The sequence below is a fragment of the Candidatus Sericytochromatia bacterium genome, from assembly GCA_035285325.1.
Taxonomy (GTDB): domain Bacteria; phylum Cyanobacteriota; class Sericytochromatia; order S15B-MN24; family JAQBPE01; genus JAYKJB01.
The window spans coordinates 63,424-83,027 of the sequence record JAYKJB010000120.1 but is presented as its reverse complement, the minus strand read 5'-3'; the positions used below and the strand labels follow the sequence as shown (position 1 = coordinate 83,027).

General features: G+C 66.2%; 18 protein-coding genes. 13 read left to right on the top strand and 5 right to left on the bottom strand.

Annotation, left to right across the window (positions count from 1 at the left end; all coding sequences use genetic code 11):
- The 3 genes from VKP62_15125 to VKP62_15115 all read right to left on the bottom strand — a co-directional run.
- Positions 1-440, bottom strand: a 440-nt coding sequence (locus VKP62_15125; GenBank protein ID MEB3198528.1) for a hypothetical protein, incomplete at its 3' end; no start/stop codon positions are given.
- Between the two features lie 184 nt (positions 441-624).
- Positions 625-1,926 (bottom strand): glycoside hydrolase family 13 protein, encoded by a 1,302-nt coding sequence (locus tag VKP62_15120; protein ID MEB3198527.1) that lies wholly within the window; start codon positions 1,924-1,926, stop codon positions 625-627.
- Positions 1,923-2,819: a hypothetical protein gene (locus VKP62_15115; protein MEB3198526.1), complete on the bottom strand. Its 897-nt coding sequence runs from the start codon at positions 2,817-2,819 to the stop codon at positions 1,923-1,925. Before VKP62_15115 ends, VKP62_15120 begins: the two co-directional genes overlap by 4 nt.
- Positions 2,820-2,942: 123 nt before the next feature.
- Between VKP62_15115 and dgt the strand changes: the two genes are divergently transcribed.
- Together dgt and VKP62_15105 are read left to right on the top strand one after the other, a co-directional pair.
- On the top strand, positions 2,943-4,235 hold the full coding sequence (gene dgt, locus VKP62_15110; protein MEB3198525.1) for a dNTP triphosphohydrolase: 1,293 nt from the start codon (positions 2,943-2,945) through the stop codon (positions 4,233-4,235).
- A gap of 40 nt (positions 4,236-4,275) precedes the next feature.
- Positions 4,276-4,662 carry a hotdog domain-containing protein gene (locus VKP62_15105; protein ID MEB3198524.1) on the top strand — a complete coding sequence of 129 codons (387 nt, stop codon included), beginning with the start codon at positions 4,276-4,278 and terminating at the stop codon, positions 4,660-4,662.
- Between the two features lie 61 nt (positions 4,663-4,723).
- Here VKP62_15105 and VKP62_15100 read toward each other — a convergent pair whose 3' ends face one another.
- The gene (locus VKP62_15100) at positions 4,724-5,410 is read right to left on the bottom strand and encodes a metallophosphoesterase family protein (GenBank protein MEB3198523.1); all 687 of its coding nucleotides are present in this window, start codon (positions 5,408-5,410) and stop codon (positions 4,724-4,726) included.
- On the opposite strand from VKP62_15100, the gene VKP62_15095 reads away from it, so the two are divergent.
- A complete protein-coding gene (locus tag VKP62_15095) occupies positions 5,385-7,910 on the top strand; it encodes an endonuclease MutS2 (protein MEB3198522.1) in 2,526 nt (841 codons plus the stop codon). The two genes, VKP62_15100 and VKP62_15095, sit on opposite strands and share 26 nt — an antisense overlap.
- Before the next feature lie 16 nt (positions 7,911-7,926).
- Here VKP62_15095 and VKP62_15090 read toward each other — a convergent pair whose 3' ends face one another.
- Positions 7,927-8,142 carry a hypothetical protein gene (locus VKP62_15090; GenBank protein ID MEB3198521.1) on the bottom strand — a complete coding sequence of 72 codons (216 nt, stop codon included), beginning with the start codon at positions 8,140-8,142 and terminating at the stop codon, positions 7,927-7,929.
- A 165-nt stretch (positions 8,143-8,307) separates the two neighbouring features.
- On the opposite strand from VKP62_15090, the gene ndk reads away from it, so the two are divergent.
- The 10 genes from ndk (at position 8,308) to VKP62_15040 (ending at position 19,591) form a co-directional block, all read left to right on the top strand.
- Positions 8,308-8,769 (top strand): nucleoside-diphosphate kinase, encoded by a 462-nt coding sequence (gene ndk / locus VKP62_15085; protein MEB3198520.1) that lies wholly within the window; start codon positions 8,308-8,310, stop codon positions 8,767-8,769.
- A gap of 123 nt (positions 8,770-8,892) precedes the next feature.
- Positions 8,893-10,017 carry a YibE/F family protein gene (locus VKP62_15080; protein MEB3198519.1) on the top strand — a complete coding sequence of 375 codons (1,125 nt, stop codon included), beginning with the start codon at positions 8,893-8,895 and terminating at the stop codon, positions 10,015-10,017.
- A 137-nt stretch (positions 10,018-10,154) separates the two neighbouring features.
- Positions 10,155-11,411 (top strand): S8 family peptidase, encoded by a 1,257-nt coding sequence (locus VKP62_15075; protein MEB3198518.1) that lies wholly within the window; start codon positions 10,155-10,157, stop codon positions 11,409-11,411.
- A 55-nt stretch (positions 11,412-11,466) separates the two neighbouring features.
- Positions 11,467-12,132, top strand: coding sequence for a uracil phosphoribosyltransferase (gene upp / locus VKP62_15070; protein MEB3198517.1), 666 nt, complete (start codon positions 11,467-11,469; stop codon positions 12,130-12,132).
- A gap of 6 nt (positions 12,133-12,138) precedes the next feature.
- Positions 12,139-13,386 (top strand): competence/damage-inducible protein A, encoded by a 1,248-nt coding sequence (locus VKP62_15065; protein MEB3198516.1) that lies wholly within the window; start codon positions 12,139-12,141, stop codon positions 13,384-13,386.
- A gap of 51 nt (positions 13,387-13,437) precedes the next feature.
- Positions 13,438-15,486, top strand: coding sequence for a 1,4-alpha-glucan branching protein domain-containing protein (locus VKP62_15060; protein MEB3198515.1), 2,049 nt, complete (start codon positions 13,438-13,440; stop codon positions 15,484-15,486).
- 70 nt (positions 15,487-15,556) lie between these two features.
- Positions 15,557-17,776: an alpha-amylase/4-alpha-glucanotransferase domain-containing protein gene (locus VKP62_15055; GenBank protein MEB3198514.1), complete on the top strand. Its 2,220-nt coding sequence runs from the start codon at positions 15,557-15,559 to the stop codon at positions 17,774-17,776.
- Positions 17,773-18,672, top strand: coding sequence for a hypothetical protein (locus VKP62_15050; protein ID MEB3198513.1), 900 nt, complete (start codon positions 17,773-17,775; stop codon positions 18,670-18,672). Before VKP62_15055 ends, VKP62_15050 begins: the two co-directional genes overlap by 4 nt.
- 116 nt (positions 18,673-18,788) lie before the next feature.
- The gene (locus VKP62_15045; GenBank protein ID MEB3198512.1) at positions 18,789-19,232 is read left to right on the top strand and encodes an ATP-binding protein; all 444 of its coding nucleotides are present in this window, start codon (positions 18,789-18,791) and stop codon (positions 19,230-19,232) included.
- Positions 19,229-19,591 carry an STAS domain-containing protein gene (locus VKP62_15040; GenBank protein MEB3198511.1) on the top strand — a complete coding sequence of 121 codons (363 nt, stop codon included), beginning with the start codon at positions 19,229-19,231 and terminating at the stop codon, positions 19,589-19,591. Before VKP62_15045 ends, VKP62_15040 begins: the two co-directional genes overlap by 4 nt.
- The last annotated feature ends 13 nt before the right edge of the window (positions 19,592-19,604 follow it).

The following is a 19,604-nucleotide window of genomic DNA, read 5'->3' as shown; positions in this document are numbered from 1 at the left end:
CGGGTCATCAGGGTGGCGAAGCTCCAGGCCCCCTTGCCGTTCGTGCGAACGGGGTCGTCCACCACCTTCGGGTCCCGAATCAGCAGTTCCGCGTCGGCATTGACCTTGACCTGGATGGGCGCGGCCGAGGGGGCTTCCGGGCGGGCGTCTTCCTCCGAGATGGCCTGGAGGCTGCGCCCGCCTTCCTCGCTCGCCAGGAAGGGCAGGACGTTGTTCGGGTGGCTTTCCCCGTGCGTCTCCTGGTCCACGAGGGCCTGCAAAGCCGTGGGGGCGGCCTCGGCCATGGTCAGGGTGGCGCGGCCGATGCTTCCCTGACAGCCGCTGGTGCTGAGGAGGGCGCAGGCCAGAGCGGCTCGGCCCAGACGGCAGCCCTGGTCCGAGAGCAGACCGCGCAGGCCTTGCGCCAGGCGATGACGGGAAGAACCGTGGGGAAAAGACATGGCGAGGACCTCCTTCGACAACCACACACGACGCGTAGGTTCGTATACTAAATTTGTATACTAAGGTTGTCGAAGCAAATGGGCCACCCTTGCGTTAAAAGTTTGTTAGATCTTCATTTGCCGCGCGGCCACGGACGGCGCCGCAGGGAGCGACTACCTTCGCGGCTCGGGCCTCAACCCCTGTTCAGCGCGCGGACGCCTGGTGGTGCCAGCTCTGGGCCGGAATCGTCAGCGTCTGGCCTTCGCCTTCCCACTGGACGGCCGCTGGTCCGACGTTGATGCCCACCAGCACCCGCTCCTGCTCGTTGAAGCGTTCCCAGACCAGGGTGCGGTCCTGGTTGCTGGCATGCAGGAAGCGAATGCGGCCGCTGGCCAACGCCGGGTGCTCTCGGCGGAGCTTCAGGATGGCCGCCAGGTCGTCTCGTCTCGCGCGTTGCAAGGCGTTGGGCCGCCAGCACATCGGCCCGCGCGCGCCCCAGTCACCCCAGCCGGTCTGGCCCCACTCGTCGCCGTAATAGATCAGCGGGGTGCCCGGCAACAGCGCTTGTAGCACCCAGGCCAGGCGAAGCCGGGCTTCGTTTCCCCCGATCATCGAAAAGAACCGATCCGTGTCATGGTTCCCGACCATGTTCCAGCTGCGCAGCACGCCGGGCCAGGGATAGCCTTCGTAAATCACCCGCAGGCGATTGGCCAAGGTTTCCGGTGAACAATCGCCGCACAGGAAGGCCTTGACGTTGCGTTGAAAGGCGAAATTGGTCACCCCGTCGTAAAGGCCATCGTGCAGGTCGAAGCGGGCATCGTCCCAATCTTCTCCAAACACCAGGCGCTCGGGGCCCAGGTGTTCGCGTAACCGGCGCAGGAAACGGCGGGCAATCAGATGCGAGGCGTCGAGCCGCCACGCATCGGCTTCGGGCCACTGGTCCAGCACCCGCAGCAAGGCCTCCTGCAACGGCGGGTGCTCCGGGTTCAACTTGGGCAACAGGCCCGTTCCCATCCAGGTTTCGGGCTGCCCCCCGGCCGTTCGCAGATAAAACTCGGGCTGAGCCGTGAACCAGGCGTGATCATACGAGGTGTGGTTGAAGACACCATCCAGCACCAGTTTCATGCCACGCTCGCGCAAGGCGTGCTTCAGGCGTCCGAAATCTTCGGCCGTGCCCAGCATGGGGTCGATCGTGTGGTAATCGTCCGTGTCGTAGCGGTGGCTGGAGCGAGCCTGGAAGATCGGCGTGAGATACAGGACCGTGGCCCCCAGCGACGCGATGTGGTCCAGCTTGCGGCGAATCCCCTCGAGGTTGCCGCCCATGAAGGTGTACTGGTGGTGCCGGCGGTGGGTCAGGGCGCGGGGCGAACTCGCGACCCGGATGGGGTGACCGTTCCAGTGGAAGGCCCCGGCGCGCGGGGCAGGATGCTCGGGCGCCCGATGGGCGTGAAATCGGTCGGGAAAGACCTGATAGACCACCTCATTGCCCCAGGTGTGTTCGCTCATCCGCCGCTCCGTTGGGTTCGAAAGTGGTCGATGGCCCGGTTGGCTCGCGCCAGATCCGGGGGCGTTTGTACCCAGGAGGCAATCAGCTCCCGCCGCAACGTCGCCCAGAGCTGCCGGGCTCTCCGACGGCTGGCGCCTGCGGCGGGAGCCTCGGCAGCACCAGGGATCAACTCCGCCAACCAGTGGTCGACCACGTCGCCAACCGTCATGCCCCACGCTTCGGCCCCCCACGTCACCTCGCCGCGTAAGCGCGCCAGCTCACGTTGCAGCCCCAGCAAGCGGCCGGGAGGAATCCGCGTGATGTGGCGGGAGGCCTGCCACCAGATCGGCAGCCAGAGGGCCACCAGCCAGAGATTGGTTGGGCTGGGGTCATAGCCCACGTGACCGGTGCGACCGAAAAAGGCCAGCAGTTGCATCAGTCCCAGCATGTAGGCATCGAGGACGCCCGGCAGAAATTGCAGCAGCACCACCGGCAGGAAGGCCAGCAGGAAGGTCAGGTTGTAATGCCAGTGACGCGCCGACCAATCCAGGTGCAGCCCGCCTCGCGTCCTGCGCCAGCGGGTTTCAGCCAGCAGGCGCCGCGTGCCCTGCAGGGCACTGGCCAGCAGGAAGGGCACCCACAGCAGCCAGAGGGCCAGATGAAGGCTGGCCTCACCGGCTCGCCATGAGGGCGGCAGACCTGCCACCAACAGGCCCAGCTGCAGCGTGAAGGCCAAGCCTGGCAGGGGCAGCAGCAGGCCTGCCCACGGGTTGGCGGACTCCCCGAAGCGCTCCGTGACGAACCCCGAACGTCCCACGCGGCGCCGCACGGTCGGGGGTTCAGGCGCCTGCGGGGCGGCCAGACGCACGCCGTCGTCCGGGAACTCATCAGAAAAGAACGACGTCGAAGTCACGCGGATACGCCCACCCGAGCCTCTTGTACCACGCCCTGTCCCGCCTTTCGCGGATGCCGGTCACGATTGACGGCAGGCAGGGAATCGGGGTCCCATGACGTCTGGAAGAGGGGGCGTCACGGCATGAGCACAACCCAGCGTTACGGTTCGCGGGAATGGGCCCGCCGAGACCCTGAAGACCGACCGGAACAGGTCGACCCCCGCGACCCGTTCGAGGTCGACCGGGCGCGCATCGTGCATGCCTCGGCCTTTCGTCGCCTGCAGGGAAAGACCCAGATTTTTGGCGTCGGCGAGGGCGACTTTTTTCGGACCCGCCTGACCCACTCCATGGAGGTGGCCCAGGTCGGCAAAGGCGTGGCCCTGTTCCTGAATCGACGGGTTTTGCCGGAATCAGAGTGGGTGTCGCCTGAACTGATCGAGGCGGCCTGCCTGGCGCATGACCTGGGCCATCCGCCGTTCGGCCACAACGGTGAGGCCGCCCTGCAGGAGATGATGTGCGCCCACGGCGGCTTTGAAGGAAACGCTCAGAACCTGCGGATCTTGACGCGCCTCGAGGTCAAACGTCCCGGTTTCGGGCTGAACCTCACGCGTGCCACCCTGGAGGCCGTGTTGAAGTATCTCGATGCCTATTCCGTGCGCAAGCGCCAGCGGCCGCCCGGCCCGGAGGGGGAGCGGGCGGTCGAAAAGTGTTTCTACGACGAAGATGCCGAGACGGTGGCCTGGATCCGCGGCGGGGTGTCCCATCGCCACCGCTCCCTCGAGGCGGAGATCATGGAATGGGCGGACGACATCGCCTATTCGGTGCATGACCTGGAGGACGGGTTGCATGCTGACCTGATCCGCCCGGAGCACTTCGAACACGCCGGCACGCTGGACCGGATCGCGGCCTACGCGCGCAAAAAAGGAGCCGAGGACGTGAGGCCTCAGGACGTTCATGACCTGATGCGTCACCTGCTCGATTCGCTCAAGGCCTCCTCGGCCAACGAGGTCAAGGAGCGTCGCAAGGCGCTCACTTCCCGCCTGATCCATCGGTTCGTGACGCACACCTCCCTGAGCCGGCGCGATGATCTGCCGGGTTACGGTTGGGCCCTGGCGATTCCGCCCGAGATTCGGCGGGAGGCTTGCATCCTGATGGGCGTCGAGTACGTGTTGCTGATCCGCAATCCGCGCGTCACGACCCTGGAGTACAAGGGACGCCACATCGTGCAACGTCTGTTCGAGGCCCACGCGCAGCCGGATGCCGGCGACCTGTTCCCGGTCGACGTGCGGGAATGGTGGGAGGCGGTGCGGAACGAGGAGCGCCCCCGCCTGCGGGTGGTGTGCGATTACATCGCCAGCATGACCGATGGGCATGCCCTGCGGCTCTATCAGCGTCTCTTCGAGCCTGGCGCAGGACAGGGCGCCATGCTGGTGTGACCCGTTAGCAGGAAAGAGGAGAATCCCCATGGCGGAACCGATCACGAGTTTGCTGCGCGTTCGCATTGGCGAGCACGACGCCCATTATGCCGGTGGCCTGGTGGCCGGTGGCGCCTTGATGACGTTTTTCGGAGATGTGGCCACCGAGCTCCTGATCCGCTTGGATGGCGATGAGGGCCTCTTCGTGGCTTACGACATGGTCGAGTTCAAGGCGCCTGTCCATGCCGGAGACTACCTGGAAATTCGCGGCGACTTGCTCAGCACGGGCAACACCTCGCGCAAGATGCAGTTCACGGCGCACAAGGTGATTCAGCTGTGTCGACGGGAGGGGCTGGCGCCCTCGGCGGCCGAACTGCTGCCCGAGCCGCTGTTGGTGGCGCGCGCGTCCGGAACCTGCGTGACGCCGAAGCCGCTGCAGCGATTCTGAACCCGAGCTGCCCCCAGACGCCGTGGCCCCGTCGCCTGAGCGTCCGGGTGACCCCGCTCGGTCAACGACGCAGATCGGGCAGTTCGTGGAACTCGAGGCGGCGGTTGCCCGGCTCGTAAACGGCGCAGACTGGCGGAAACGGGTCGTACTTCAACTGGGCCGTGCAGCCGACGTTGATGATGTAGCGATCGCCCGGCACCAGCTCGTGAACCCAGGTGCCGCTTTCCGTGGGATGGTCGGTGCACCACAGCGGACGGGTCGCGGGCCAGTGGTGCACGCGGGTGCGGTGGGTGTGGCCGGCGATCAGAATGGAGCCGTTCAGGGAGTCGAATCCCCGGGCGATCGTCTCCGGCTGGCGGAGCAGGGCGAAGGGGTTGCCCCGCGCGGCGTGCGTGAAGCAGACCTCATTCTCGTGGACCTCCAGGGGCAAGGCGGTCAGATAGGCCTTGTTCTCATCACTCAGCGCCCGTCGCGCGGCCTCGGTGTTGGCCCGCGAATCAGGGCTGAAAAAGTGCAGACGGTCGAGCTGGTCCTCGGCGATGGTGGCCCCGATGTCGTGATTGCCCTTCACGACGGTGACCTCGGGGCGCTGACGGAACCAGTCGACCACCCGGTTGGGGGCGGGGCCGTGCACCACCAGATCACCCAGGCAGACCAAGCGGTCCACCCGTTTGGTCTCGAGGTGGTCGATGATGCGGACCATGGTCTCGTGATCGCCATGGATGTCCGTCAGGATCCCGATGCGCATCCTGCCAATCCCCCACGATGGCCGCGCCATCCTGGTCAAGCGGTTCATTGTAGAGAACTTTGGGGCGGCCCGGCAAGCGCCATTTCAGACGCCTGGGCCGCAGCGGCCGCTCCCCGCAGGACCTCGGCGCTGCGACGACGACGAGGTCCGTTACAATGGAACCATGGATGCGAAAACCTTGAAGGTCCTGGAATGGGATGCCTTGATCGCGTTGTTGGCCGCGCAGGCCTCCCACGCGATGGGGCACGAACGCTGCCTGGCGCTGCGGCCCCGTGTGCCGCTCGATGAGGTGTCCGCGGCGCTTCGCATCACCACCGAATGTCGGGAGTTGCGGCAGCTGGCCGGCGAATTGCCGCAAGGCGGCATCGTGGACATCCGCCCGGCCCTGCGCCGGGCCGCACAGGGCCTCACCCTGGCCGGCGAGGACCTGCTGGCGGTCGGGCACACCTTGCGTTCAGCTCGTCGCCTGAAAGATTGGCTACACGAGCGCCGAGACGATTTTCCCGCCCTGGTGGAGCTGGCAGAGCCGATCGCGGGTCTCTCCAGCCTGAGCGACACCCTGCTGGCCGCCTTCGATGCGGCCGGGTCGCTGGCGGATTCGGCCAGCCCGGAGCTGGCGCGCATCCGGCAGCGCCTGCGCGAGGCGCAGAGTGCCGTGCGGCACGCTCTGCAGCGCATCATCAGCGCGCAGGCCGCGGCCTTGCAGGACCCGATCGCCACGCTCCGCGGCGATCGCTTCGTGTTGCCGGTGCGGGCCGACGCCAAGGCCTCCGTGCCCGGTCTGGTCCACGACCAGTCCGGTAGCGGGCAGACCCTCTACATCGAACCGCTGGGCGTGGTGGAACTCAACAACGCGGTGCGGCAGCGCCAGCTCGATGCCCGGGCCGAGGAGGAGCGGATCCTGGCCGACCTGACGGCGCAGGTCGCCGCCGTGCATGACCCGATCGCCTGGACCTGTGAAGCCCTGGGCGACCTGGACTTCGCCCAGGCCAAGGCGCGCCTGGCCGACCGGCTTCGTGGGGAACTGCCTCGGCTCAATCGCAAGGGCAACACCCGCCTGTTCAAGGCGCGCCACCCCCTGCTGGTCGAGCGACTGGGCGACGCGGTGGTGCCGATCGATATGCAGGTCGAGGACGACCATCCGATCCTGCTGATCACCGGGCCCAACACGGGGGGCAAGACGGTGGCACTGAAAACCCTGGGCCTGTGCGTCCTGATGACCCAGGCCGGTCTGTTGCCGCCGGTGGCGCGCGGCTCCGAGGTGGGGGTGGTGTCGGAACTGTTTGCCGACATCGGAGATGAGCAGAGCCTGTCGCAGAATCTCTCGACCTTCTCGGGCCATATGGCCAACATCATCCGGATCCTGGCCCAGGCTGACGGGCGCACCCTGGTGTTGCTGGATGAACTGGGGGCCGGGACGGACCCGGCCGAGGGGGCGGCGCTGGGGCGGGCCATCATCGAGGAACTGCAGGCCCGCGGGGCCCGCCTGGTGGCCACCACGCACTACGGCGAGTTGAAGATGTTGGCCTATCAGCGGGCGGGCGTCCGCAACGCCGCCGTGGAGTTCGATCTCGAGACGCTTTCTCCGACCTACCGGCTGCTGCTGGGCGTCTCCGGGCAGTCGAATGCCGTGGCGATCGCCGAGCGCCTGGGGCTCTCCGAGCCCCTGGTGGCGCGTAGCCGGGAGCTGCTCGCGCACCGCGCCACCGAAACCTCGGAACTGGTGGCCGAGGTCGAGCGCGATCGACACCTGGCGGCCGAATGGTTGCAACGGGCCGAGAAGGCGCGCAACCGGGCCGAGGCTTTGAAACACGAGTACGACGCCAAGCTCGCGGCCTGGCACCAGGAGCGGCGTGACCTGGAGGCCAAAGCCAAAGAACGGGTCGAACAGCAGGTGCGTTCCGCGAAAGGGGAGATCGCGGCGATCATTCGCGATCTGCAAGGCGTGCGCACGGCCCAGGCCGCGCAGCGGGCCACCGAGCGGTTGGAGAAGTTCCAGAAGAAGAAAAAGCCTCCGGCGGCCCCGGTAGGTCCGCAAGAGGTGCTGGAAGTGGGCAAAACGGTGCTGGTCGCCAAACTGGGGCAGAGCGGCAAGGTGCTGACCTTGCCCGATGCTGACGGCAACCTCAAGGTGCAGGTGGGAATCCTGACAGTCACGGTCCACCGCCGGGACCTGTCCCTGAAGTCGGGCGCGCAACTGGTCGACACCCCGCCGCCGCCCCGGCGCACCGGCACGATCGTGATTCCCGCGGAACCGGCGGGCCTCAGCCTCGACATGCGCGGCTTGATGCAGCACGAGGCCGTCCCGGCCGCCGATCGCTACCTCGACCAGGCGCTGCGCAGCCAGTTGCGAGAGGTCACCCTGATCCACGGGGCCGGCTCCGGCGCGCTGCGCAATGCGCTGCGCGCCTGGCTGAAGGACAATCCGGCCGTGGCCTCGTTCCGACCGGGGGGCCCGAGCGAGGGCGGTGACGGGGTCACGCGCGTGGTGCTGCGCTGAGTCGGGGTACCCGCGCCTAGCGGAGGGTGCCCTTCAGGGGCGCACCGTCTGGCACGAGGTAGTTCATGCTACCGGCGGCGATCACGGCGATCATCGTGGGCGTCGCCTCGGGGGTTTTGGATGGGGACGGGGTGTCCGCCTGAACACCGGGGAGAGGCGCAACGCTTGGGGCGGCGCAGCCGCACAGACTGACCACGGCTGCGCCTATCACGAAAGGTGTCAACGTGCGCAAGATGCTCTCCCCTTCTACAGCGGAATCCGATTCGGTACGGGACCACCTAGTTTTACCCCGATTACAGACGGGGGTCTCACCCTTGCCCGCCCACCGGTCACCGGTTATGATGCCAGCGATTTTAGCCGCACACGTCGCCATTTTTTGACAAGGAGTTCAATCCCTATGGCTGCAACCAACGAACGTACATTCCTGGCCATCAAGCCCGACGGGGTGCAGCGGGGTCTCGTCAGCGAGATCATCGGCCGCTTCGAGAAGAAGGGCTTCAAGCTCGTCGGCCTGAAGCTCATGCAGGTCACCCGCGAAATGGCCGAGACGCATTATGGAGAGCACAAGGGCAAGCCGTTCTTCGATGGTCTGGTCGGCTTCATCACCTCGGGCCCGATCACCGCGATGGTGTGGGAAGGCCCGGCCGTGATCGCGACCGCGCGTCGGATGATGGGGGCCACGAATCCCGCCAACGCCGAACCGGGCACCATTCGCGGGGACCTCTCGGTGGACATCGGCCGCAACGTGATTCACGGCTCGGACGGACCTGAGAGCGCGGAGCGTGAGATCGGCATCTTCTTCAAGGCCGATGAACTGGTGTCGTGGCAGCGCACCGGCGAGACCTGGATCCGGGAGTGAGCCACCTGGCGCCGGCCAGGTGACCTCGCCTTCGCCCTGGGACGAGGCAACCGTTCGGTTGCCTCGTCCTTCCCGTGTATACTGGGAGACCGTCGCAGCCTTGTCCACAAGCCCCTAAGAAACATGAATCCATTGCCCTGCCTCCTTCGCTGGTTGTTCCTGCCGCTGCTGTGCCTTTGCTTGGCTGCCCCCGTCGGGGCGGAGGAGCATGGCGCTCACGACGAGGTGGCGCTGCGCAGTGCGCTGGGGATGGTGCGGCAGGTCGTGCCCGGCGCGACGCCCGAAGAGCGGCTGGTGACGGTGGATGTCAGTTCCGGCTACGGCGCCGGGCAGGCCGTCACCGTGGTCCAGCGCGCGGGGGGGCCAGGGGGGATGGAATTGCCGGTGGTGGCCGGCGATCGGGTGGTGCTGTCGGCCGTGCCGTTGGAGGAAGCCGAAGAGTTCGACTGGCAGATCGTCGACTACCAGCGAGCCAACGCCAGCTGGATCCTGGCCGCGCTGACGGTGCTGGCCTTTCTTCTGGTCGGCGGCGGGCGAGGCTTGAAGACCCTGGCCGTGTTGCTGGTGACCGTGCTGGCGATCGCCGGGATCCTGCTGCCGCTGACCCTGCGGGGCTGGTCTCCCTTACCACTGGCGGTGCTGCTCGCCTCGGCGATCGCCCTGGCCACGACCCTGCTGACGGCCGGTGCCGGTCGCAAGGCCTGGGCCGCGGTCGCAGGCACCAGCGGCGCGGTGCTGGTCTCGGCGGTGCTGGCCGCCCTGTTTGTCACGTGGGGGCGCTTATCGGGTCTGGCCAACGAAGATTCCGTGATCGTCCACGGCGCCCAGGGGGCCGTGGTGGATGCCCCAGGATTGCTGGCCGCGAGCATGCTGGTGGGCGCGCTGGGCATCATGCTGGACCTGTCGCTGTCGATCTCCTCGGCGGTGGATGAACTGCGGCAGGCCAATCCCAACTTGCCCCGCAAAGCGTTGTTCGCGGCGGGGTGGCAGGTGGGGCGCGACCTGCTTTCGACCACCTCCAACACCCTGCTGCTGGCCTATCTGGGGGGCTTCCTGCCCGTGTTGCTGAACCTGGCCGTCCATCCGCTGCCGTGGTTGCGGGTGCAGCATCTCGAAACGGTCGGCGCCTTCAGCGTGACCCTGCTGGTGGGATTGGCCGGTTTGCTGGCGGTCATCCCCCTGACGGCCCTGGCCGCGCTGTCGATGCATCCGGCTTCTCCGCGGCTTCTTGAAGAATCCGCTACCTAAAATTAACCTTTTCTTAGGCGGATGCCCACAAGTTTCCGCGCCGGGGGCCGGATACCAGATCTCAGGCCGCTTCGGTCGTTGCCTGCCTGAATGGTGGGCTGGGACGCGGCCTGCTTGCCCGCAGCCGGAGGTACCCCATGCTTGTCCGTCGTCCGTGTCTCGCCGTCGCCCCCGTCGTCTTGCTGGCTTCCCTGCTGGGCGCCTGCGGTGCTGGGCCGATGCGGGCACCCCAAGCGGCGAGGTCCAAGGGGATCTCCGAGCGCCCCGTGATGCAAGCCAAACAAGCTTTTTTGGAAGCTCCCAGTGAGGTCGTGGTCGCCAGTGAGGGCCCAGCCCTCTCGCTCGCCGGTGCCAAGCACCTCGACAGTTTCAGCTTCGCGGGACTGAACTACCACCTGTACGACGTGGGCCAGCGCAGCCTGATCCAGCGCGCGCTGGGGGCCCTGCGCAGCGTGCGAGGCGTGCGGGCGGCCGAGCCGAACGCCATGGTCTACGCGCTCGACCTGCCCGGGGCAGGTCAGGCGCCCGATGATGAGTATTACAACCTCCAGTTCGGCCTGGTCCAGAAAGAAATTCCGCTGGCCTGGCGGATCACGACAGGGGATCCCGCCGTGAACGTGGCGGTGGTGGATACCGGGGTCGACTTCACCCATCCGGACCTCAAGGATCGCGTGACCCAGGGGCCCGATCTGGCTTTCCGGCCTGGCCGCATCTTCAATCGCAAGGACAAGAACGGGCCCATGGATGACAACGGGCACGGCACCCACTGTGCCGGGATCATCGGCGCCCTCACCAACAACGGGCTTGGCATCGCGGGCGTGGCCCCCGGGGTCAAGATCCTGGCCGTCAAGGTGCTGGGGGCTCGCGGGGAGGGAACCAGCTACGACGTCATGAAGGGCGTGGCGCACGCCATCACCCACGGGGCCAAGATCGTCAACATGAGCCTCGGAGGCACCGCCACCACCAGCGTCGAGCGCAAGTTTTACGAGACGGCGGTGCAGAGCGGCAGCTTGATCGTCGCGGCCGCCGGCAACAGCGCCGACTCGCTGGGTTTCCCCGCGGCCTATCCCGGGGTCCTCTCGGTGGGAGCCACGGATAGCACGGGGGGACTCGCGCGCTTCTCGAATCATGATGCTTCGATGAGCGTCACCGCACCGGGCGTCGGGATTCTCTCGACCGTGCCGGGTGAGGCCTATGCGAAGATGAGCGGCACGTCCATGGCCTCCCCCTTTGTCGCCGGTGTGGCCGCGCTGGTCTGGAGCAAGCACCCGGATTGGACGGCACAGCAGGTCAAGGAGCACCTTGAACAGACGGCCTCGGATCGGGGCGCCCCGGGGGTGGATCCGCTCTTCGGCCACGGTGAGGTCAATCCGCTGGCGGCCCTCGCCAACTGACTGGACAAGCCTCCGGCAGCAAGGTCATGATGGCCTCACCCTCAGGAGGTCATGCATGTCGCCCTCGCCCGAAACCGTGAGTCAAGCGCGCGTCGTCCAGCTGGACCACCCCCTGGTGGTGACGGCGTTGGCCGAATTGCGCCACAAGGACACGCCCACGCCGCGTTTTCGTGCCCGGGTGCGGGAACTGGCGAAGTTCCTCATCTACGAGGCCACGCGGGACCTGGAAACCGATCCGATCGAGGTCCCCACGCCCCTGGCACTGACACCCGGCCGCACTCTGGGCGATCGCCCCTTGATCGTGGCGCCGATCCTGCGGGCGGGCCTGGCCATGATGGAATCTGCGACCGAGCTGCTACCGGAGGCGCAGGTTCGACACATCGGCCTTTACCGCAATGAGGAAACGCTCCAGCCCGTGGAGTACTACCTCAAATTGCCCGGTGCGATCAGCCCGGACGCCACCGTGCTGATCCTTGATCCCATGCTCGCGACGGGTGGCTCCGCCACCGCCACCATCGACGCGTTCAAGCGGCGCCAGGCGTCCCGCATCAAGTTCCTCTGTCTGATTGCCGCGCCCGAGGGGGTGCGCAACGTGCATGCCGCCCACCCGGATGTTCCGATCTACTGTGTCTCGGTCGACTCTCACCTGAATGATCAGGGTTACATCGTGCCGGGTCTGGGGGACGCGGGGGATCGTGCCTTCGGAACCGTTCAGGTCTGAGCGCCCATGCGTGCCGAGTTGGTCTGCATTGGCACCGAGCTGCTGATCGGCCAGGTCATCAATACCAACGCCACCTGGCTGGGCCAGGAATTGGCGGCCATGGGGGTCTCCCTGCTGTGGGTCACGACGGTGGGAGACAATCCGGGGCGCATGCGGCAGGCCCTGGCGGATGCCGCTGCGCGGGCTGACCTGGTGATCACGACCGGCGGGCTGGGCCCGACGGCGGATGACATCACCATGGCGACGCTGGCCGACCTGCTCGGGGAGCCGCTCGAGGAACGGCCGGAGGTCAAGCAACACATCGAGGCCTACTTCGCCCAGCGTCGCCGGCCGATCTCGCCTACCAACCTGAAAATGGCGCTGTTTCCTCCCTCGGCCGACCTGATCCCGAATCCGGTGGGGACGGCTTGGGGGGCTTCGGTTCGCCTCGGGGCAGCCTGGGTCATGACCTATCCCGGCGTGCCTCAGGAACTGCACGCCATGTGGGGCGCGTGGGCACGACCGGCGATCGCCGCGCGGGGCCAAGGGGTGATCCATTCGGTGCTGCTGCGATACGTGGGCATCGGGGAGTCCGTCCTGGCCGAGGGCCTGGCGGATCTGCTGGAAGGCGAGAACCCCTCGGTCGCCCCCTATGCCGGCGAGGGTGAGGTCCACCTGCGGGCGACCGCCCGGGCCGGTACCCTGGCGGAGGCGCAGGCGGCGCTGGCGCCTGTGCTGGAGCGCCTGCGGGCGATCGCCCCCTACTACTACGGAGAGGACGACCAGACCTTGCCGGTGGTCGTGGGCGAGGCCCTCTTGCGCGCCGCTCAGACCCTGGCCACGGCCGAATCGTGCACCGGGGGGCTGGTGGCCAGTCGACTCACCGACGTCCCCGGCAGCAGTCGCTGGCTGCGGGGCGGTCTCGTCAGCTACGCCACGGACCTCAAGACCAGCTACTTGTCGGTTCCTGATGCCGTGATCGCCGAACACGGCGTGGTCAGTCAGGCGGTGGCCGAGGGCATGGCCACGGGAGCCCGTTCTGCCATGAGCGCCGACTGGGGCGTGGCCACCACCGGCTGGGCCGGGCCGGCGCCGGACCTGCCAGCCGAACAGGTGGGTCTGGTCTGGATCGCGGTGGCCGGTCCGGACGGCGTGAGCGCGGAGTGCTGCCGTTTTGGCGCTTTTCCGAGGGCGACGATCAAGCAGCGAGCCTCTCAAGCGGCCCTGGACCTGCTGCGAAGGCGCATCAATGCTTGCTTGAGGGATGGTGCTTGAGTGAATGATATGCTAACTTTAGGTAGTATTTGAGTTGAGGGAAACGCTCTCATGGCCGTCGGCACCTTCAGTCTGGTTCTCCACAGTCACCTGCCGTACTATCGCAAGGCCGGCATGTGGCCGTTCGGCGAGGAAAACCTCTACGAGGCCATGGCCGAGACCTATCTGCCGCTGCTTCGTGCCGTGGATGAACTGCTGGCCGAGGGCATCGCACCGAAGTTGACGATCGGCATCACGCCGGTGCTGGCGGAGCAATTGGCGGACGCGCACCTCAAGCAAGGCTTCGAGCGCTACGTCGAGGACATTCTGGTCCGCATCGAGCGGGATGTGCAGCGGTACTCCCCTGAGGGCGAGCTCGAGTCGGCCCGTTGGCGGGCGGGCGAGCGTCGGGCCCAGAAGCTGGAGCAGGCGCGCCTGGCCTGGCTGGCCGAGCAGGAGGCGGCGATCGCCGACGCGACCGGCACGGCCGACCATGGGCCCCTTCTCCGCAGCCTGAAGTCCCGTCGCTTTGCGCGCACCCTGGTGGCCGGTTTGCCGCTGGCCACCCTGCAGCACCTCACTTTCGAGCGCCCGGCGAAGCTGGTTCGCCTGGTCGCGACTGCCGAGCAGGCCGGCGCTGAGGCGGCGGCCCGGGCCGGCGCCCGGGAGACGGCGGAGCCCCTTCCCGCGGCCCTGAAGGCGAGTCTGGAACCCACTCTGGCAGACATTCCGGAAGAACCGCTCGACCTGCCGGCGGAAGCCGACCCACGCCGCGAGCTGTCGCAGTGGTACCTGGACTGGTACCGGGAACGGCTGAGCGACTTCCGCGAGCGCTATCACGGGGACCTCCTCGGCGCCTTCCGCCGCCTTCAGGAAGCCGGGGCAATCGAGCTGATCACCTGCGCGGCCACCCACGGCTTCAGTCCGCTCTTCAGCCGTGACTCCACGCTGCACGCGCAATTCGCCACCGCGGTGCAGACCCATCAGCGCCACTTCGGAGCGGCGCCACTGGGCGTCTGGCTGCCCGAATGCGCGTACCGTCCCGGCTATGAGGATGAGCGCGATTACCGTCCCCCCGTCGAGCAATTCCTGGCTGAACACGGGCTGGCCTATTTCTTCACCGACGCCCACGCGGTGGTGGGCGGAAAAACCAGCGGTTATCGCCGCCACATCGGCCTTTACGGCAATATCGAATATCTGGAGATGCCCGAGCGCCCGCTCTCAGGTCTGGACACGTTCCACGGCTACTGGCTCCCTGACCATCCGGTGGCCTTCTATGCTCGCAATGAACGGGCCGGCTGGCAGGTCTGGTCGGCCGATATGGGCTACCCGGGGGACCCGGGCTACCGGGAGTTTCACAAGCGCGACGGCAACAGTGGCATGTGTTACTGGCGGATCACGGGGGCGCGCTGCGATCTGGCGGACAAGGCCTTCTACGATCCTCAGCACGCCGCTGAACGGGTGGCGGAACACAGTGACCATTACGTCGGCCTGATTCACGACATGCTCAAGGGCTATCACGACGCCAACGGGGAGGTGGGCCACGTGGTGGTGCCGTTCGATACTGAGCTGTTCGGTCACTGGTGGTTCGAGGGCATCGACTGGATCAAGGCCGTGTTGCGTAAAATGGCCCTCCATCCCGGCATTCGCCCCATCACCGTGGGTGAACTGCACCGGAGCAACCCGCCCGCGCACGCGTTCCAGTTGCCTGAGAGCACCTGGGGGGCAGGGGGCCACTATCACGTGTGGATGAATCCCCAGGTGGAGTGGATGTGGCCGATCATCCATCGCTGTGAGCGGCGCATGGAGGAACTCGTGCGGACCTATCCCGTTCCCCCTTCCCCCTTTCATGCCCGGGCCCTCGCTCAGGCGGCCCGCGAGGTGCTGTTGCTGGAGGGCAGTGATTGGCCCTTCCTCGTGACCACCGGTCAGGCTCGAACCTACGCCATCGACCGCTTCAACGAGCACGTGGCCCGCTTCGATGCGCTGGCGGACGCCCTCATGGCGGATCAGGTCACGGACGGGCTGGTGTCCGCCTGCGAGGACATCGACAACCTGTTCCCTGACATCGATTACCGCCTGTTTGCGTCGCGCCAGGAGCGCGTCGGTCTCACCCGATAGCGTTCGGTCTGGTCATCCGCTACACTGAACGCCACGGCTCTCCGGATGAGCCCTTGCTTTCAAGTGTGCCATGCTGCTCGCTGACCAGACCAAGATTCATCTCGCCCTGGGCCTCTACAACCACCAGCCCGTCGGCAACTGGGATTATGTGGTAGAGGATGCCTACCAGCATTCCTATTTGCCGTTTCTGGACGTTCTGGAACGTCACGAGGCCATTCGCTTCACCCTGCATTATGACGGGCACCTGCTGAACTGGTTGACGACCCACCACCCCGAGTTCGTGCAGCGGCTCAAGGTCATGGTCGGGCGTGGGCAGGTGGAATTGCTCGGGGGGGCCTTTTATGAGCCGATGATGGCCATGATCCCGCCCGACGACCAGCTCGGTCAGATGCGACGCCTATCGGATGCGGTGCGAGGGATGGTGGGCTTCGACCCGGTGGGGATGGCCCTGGCGGGTCGCGTGTGGGAGCCTCATCTGGTCAAGCCGATCGTCCAGGCGGGTTTACGTTACAGTGTGCTGGATGACCAGCCGTTCCGCATGGTCGGTCTGCGCGATGAGGACCTGCTCGGCTACTACCAGACCGAGGAACTGGGCGAGAGCCTGGCGCTGTTCCCCAACTCCCGCGAACTGCGCGCGCTGATTCCCTTCGAGTCGCCTGAGCGCGTGATCGAGCACCTGCGCCAGCACGCGACGGCTGACGGCTCGCGAATCCTGGTGCATGTGGACGACGGCGCCAAGATGGGCGGTTGGCCCGGGACTTATGAGGCCGTCTATGTGCAGGGGTGGCTGGAACGTTTCTTCCAGTTGCTCGAGACCCATCGCGATTGGGTCGCTTGCGTCACACTGAGTGACTATCGTGAGCGATTTCGGCCGTGGGGGCGCGTCTACCTGCCGGTCGGCTCCTTCGCCGAAATGCAGACCTGGTCGCTGCCCCCGGAACAGGCGGCACTTTTTGAAGAAGCCCGAAGCCAGGTGCCGAGCCGGTATGCGGAGTTTCTGCAGGGGGGGTACTGGCGCCATTTCCTGGTGCGCTATCCCGAGTCGAACAACATGCACAAGAAAATGCTTCGCGTGGCGGCCCGGGTGCAAGCCTTGCGCCGGGTGGGGGAGCCTGACCGGGTGGTGGCCAACGCCTCCGACGCCGGTGGTTCCACGCTGGCCGACCCGACCGACGATCTGCTGGCCCGAGCCCAGGAAGCCCTCTGGCGGGGCCAGAGCCATGATGCTTACTGGCACGGCGTGTTCGGTGGCATCTACCTGAATCACCTGCGCGGGGCCAACTACGCCGCCTTGATCGAGGCCGAGGCCCTCTGTGACAGGCTGGTGCGTGGGCCGGGGCCCTTCTGTGAGCTGGAAATCGTCGACTTTGATTGCGATGGGGCCACCGAGGCCCTGGTCTCGACCCGACATCAGAATCTGTATTTCTCTCCCGCCTATGGCGGCGGCCTGTTCGAGCACGACCTCAAGTCGGCCCGGCTGAACTTGCTCGACACTTTGGCGCGTCGCCCGGAGTCCTACCATCCCAAGATCGCGGGGGCGGTGCCGGCCCGGGACGTGGAGCGCTTGCCCTTGGCCGCTCTTGGAGAGCGGGCGGTGGTCAAGGAAAGTGGCCTGGAACGTTTCTTGCATTACGACTGGTACCGACGCATGTCGCTGCTGGACCATTTCGTGCACCCGGACACGCAACTCGAGACCTTTTACAACGTGTCTTACGGCGAGCAGGGCGACTTCATCAACCAGCCATACCACCTGCACACCCGCGAACTGCCCGACGCCGTGGTGTTGGACCTGGTACGCGACGGTCATGTCTGGGTCGGTTCCGAATTCTGGCCGGTGCGGGTGGCCAAGTCGATTCAGATTCCGCGCGACGGCGATGGCTTCACGGTCGACTACGAGGTCACCAACCTGTGGGAGCGGCCCGTCGAACTCTGGTTCGGCGTGGAATTCAACCTCAACATGCGGGCCGGGGCGGGCCAAGGGCACGGCTACTACAGCGCGACAGGTCGGCATCTGGAATCGTCCCACCCGGCGGCCCTGTGCGAGGAAGAGCACATCTCCGAGATCGGTCTGCGCGATGAATCCCTGGGCGTGGATACCCATCTCGCCTGGAACAGGGCCGGTTCGCTCTGGCGCTTTCCGGTCGAGACCGTCTCACGCAGCGAATGGGGTTTCGAGCGTGTCTATCAGTCCTCCGTTCTGTTCCCGAACTGGCGTCTGTCCCTCAGTGAAAATGGGCAGTGGCGGTGCCGCTTGGTGATGGATATCAAACAACAGGTGGCCAGCCCATGAGACCTGCAATCCTTTTCCGTTCGGCCGTGCTGGCCACGGGCCTCAGCCTCGCGCTGGCTCTGGGTGGACGCCTCGAGGCGAGGGCCTGGGGATTTTCCGCGGAAGCGCAGTCGGTGGCCACGCCCGCGGAGGTCGGCCCGTCGGGGGCGGAACAGGCCTTGCGTAGTCACCTGGAGCTCAGCCTCAAGGCTTTCAATCGCGGTGATTTCGATGGTTACTTGCACGACCTGTCCCCGCAGGTCACCTACAACGGAATCCAGGTCGAGCGGGCCCGTCTGGTGGAAATCAATCGCGAATTGAAGCGTTCCTTCGGAGACCTCCGCATGCGCTATCGCGCCGTCACGGTGTCCGAGATGGGCGATGGAGAGGCCAATGTCACCACCGTGGCCGAGTTCACCGGCACCACCGCGAATTACGATGGTTCAGGTCTCCCGGCCACCTATTCCGAGGTGGGCGAGGTCACTGCGATGTATCGACGGGCCGCCGACGGCTGGCGGGCCGATACGCTCCAGGTGGCCTGGAACGACAGTTTCATCGACATCGGCCAGCCCTTCGGGGTCATGGGCTTCACCAGTCTGCCGGTTCTGCTGAGTGCCAAGCAACCCTACAAGCTGCGGATGTATTTCGGGGATGACAGCATGTCCGGGGCGCGCACGGAATACGCCTATTCGCTGGTGCCGCTGGCCACCGTGATCTCGAAGACTGGCGCGGAAGACGTGTATCGTTCCCTTCGTTTCACGCTGGTCCCCAAGCGTGGGCTGAATGTGAACCGGGCGGCGCCCTCCGCGCCCGGCACCTACACGCATGTGCTGGTGGTGCCTAAACTTTGGCGCCGCGGCGGCCAGGAGAGCTTGCTCGGGCACAAGATCTACACCCGGCTGGTTCAGGTCGAGTGAGGGCGGTCTCCCGGGGCGTTTGCTCGCCGCGGTACACAGGTATAAGGCCGTTGTTCGACCGTTTCCCGTCCGGGGTTCCCCGGCAGCTCGGGCACCCTTGGTCGAGGAGGCGGCGCTTGCGACCACCGGACTCCCCGCGGGAAGTCTCGCTCAAAATCCCGATCGTGCCGGACATGGAAGTGGCGGCCACGCACACGGCCGAGGCGGTGTTGCGTTTCATGGCCTTCACGTCGGACCAGATCGACGAGGTCAAACACGCCCTGATCGAGGCGTGCATCAACGCGTTCGAACACAGCACCAGCCAGGATGGTCACGTCTACATCCGGTTTGTGCTCGAGGCCGACGAGGTCCGCGTGGTGATCCAGGACCATGGCCGTGGCTTTCAGCCGAATGCCGTGCCTCATCCCGACCTTCAGCAGAAGTTGTCAGGAACCGAGAACAAGCGCGGCTGGGGGCTGATGCTCATGCAGGCCTTGATGGATGAGGTGGCGATCGAGAGCGGACCCGAGGGCACGCGGATCACCATGACCAAGAAACGAATCGAGGAGGGCCAGCCGTGACGGGACCGTTCAACCTCGCTGTCCGTAAGGACCCTCAAGGCCGCTACGCGGTGCTCGCCACCGAGGGGTACATCAACAATGTGGGGGGTGAACGCCTCGGTGAGGCGGCCAATTTGCTGATGGCCGAGGGGTACACGCGGCTCGTGATCAACCTGGAAAAGAGCACCGTGATCAACTCCATCGGGATCTCCATTCTGATCGAGGTGATCGAGAAGATGCAGGAGTCGCACGGCGCGCTGGCCTTCTGTCATCTGACGCGCACGATTCAAAAGACCTTCACGATCATGGGCTTGGCCCAGTACGCGGCCGTTTTCGAAACCGAGCCTGAGGCCGTCCAGGCGTTGCTGGCAAGGGCCTGAGGGAGCCTGAGAG

Excerpts from the sequence above, each read along its gene's own strand:
- VKP62_15120 (MEB3198527.1), bottom strand. The coding sequence starts at position 1,926 with ATGAGCGAACACACCTGGGGCAATGAGGTGGTCTATCAGGTCTTTCCC.
- dgt (MEB3198525.1), top strand. The coding sequence starts at position 2,943 with ATGAGCACAACCCAGCGTTACGGTTCGCGGGAATGGGCCCGCCGAGAC.
- VKP62_15095 (MEB3198522.1), top strand. The coding sequence starts at position 5,385 with ATGTCCGTCAGGATCCCGATGCGCATCCTGCCAATCCCCCACGATGGC.
- VKP62_15100 (MEB3198523.1), bottom strand. The coding sequence starts at position 5,410 with ATGCGCATCGGGATCCTGACGGACATCCATGGCGATCACGAGACCATG.
- ndk (MEB3198520.1), top strand. The coding sequence starts at position 8,308 with ATGGCTGCAACCAACGAACGTACATTCCTGGCCATCAAGCCCGACGGG.
- VKP62_15080 (MEB3198519.1), top strand. The coding sequence starts at position 8,893 with ATGAATCCATTGCCCTGCCTCCTTCGCTGGTTGTTCCTGCCGCTGCTG.
- VKP62_15075 (MEB3198518.1), top strand. The coding sequence starts at position 10,155 with ATGCTTGTCCGTCGTCCGTGTCTCGCCGTCGCCCCCGTCGTCTTGCTG.
- upp (MEB3198517.1), top strand. The coding sequence starts at position 11,467 with ATGTCGCCCTCGCCCGAAACCGTGAGTCAAGCGCGCGTCGTCCAGCTG.
- VKP62_15065 (MEB3198516.1), top strand. The coding sequence starts at position 12,139 with ATGCGTGCCGAGTTGGTCTGCATTGGCACCGAGCTGCTGATCGGCCAG.
- VKP62_15060 (MEB3198515.1), top strand. The coding sequence starts at position 13,438 with ATGGCCGTCGGCACCTTCAGTCTGGTTCTCCACAGTCACCTGCCGTAC.
- VKP62_15055 (MEB3198514.1), top strand. The coding sequence starts at position 15,557 with ATGCTGCTCGCTGACCAGACCAAGATTCATCTCGCCCTGGGCCTCTAC.
- VKP62_15050 (MEB3198513.1), top strand. The coding sequence starts at position 17,773 with ATGAGACCTGCAATCCTTTTCCGTTCGGCCGTGCTGGCCACGGGCCTC.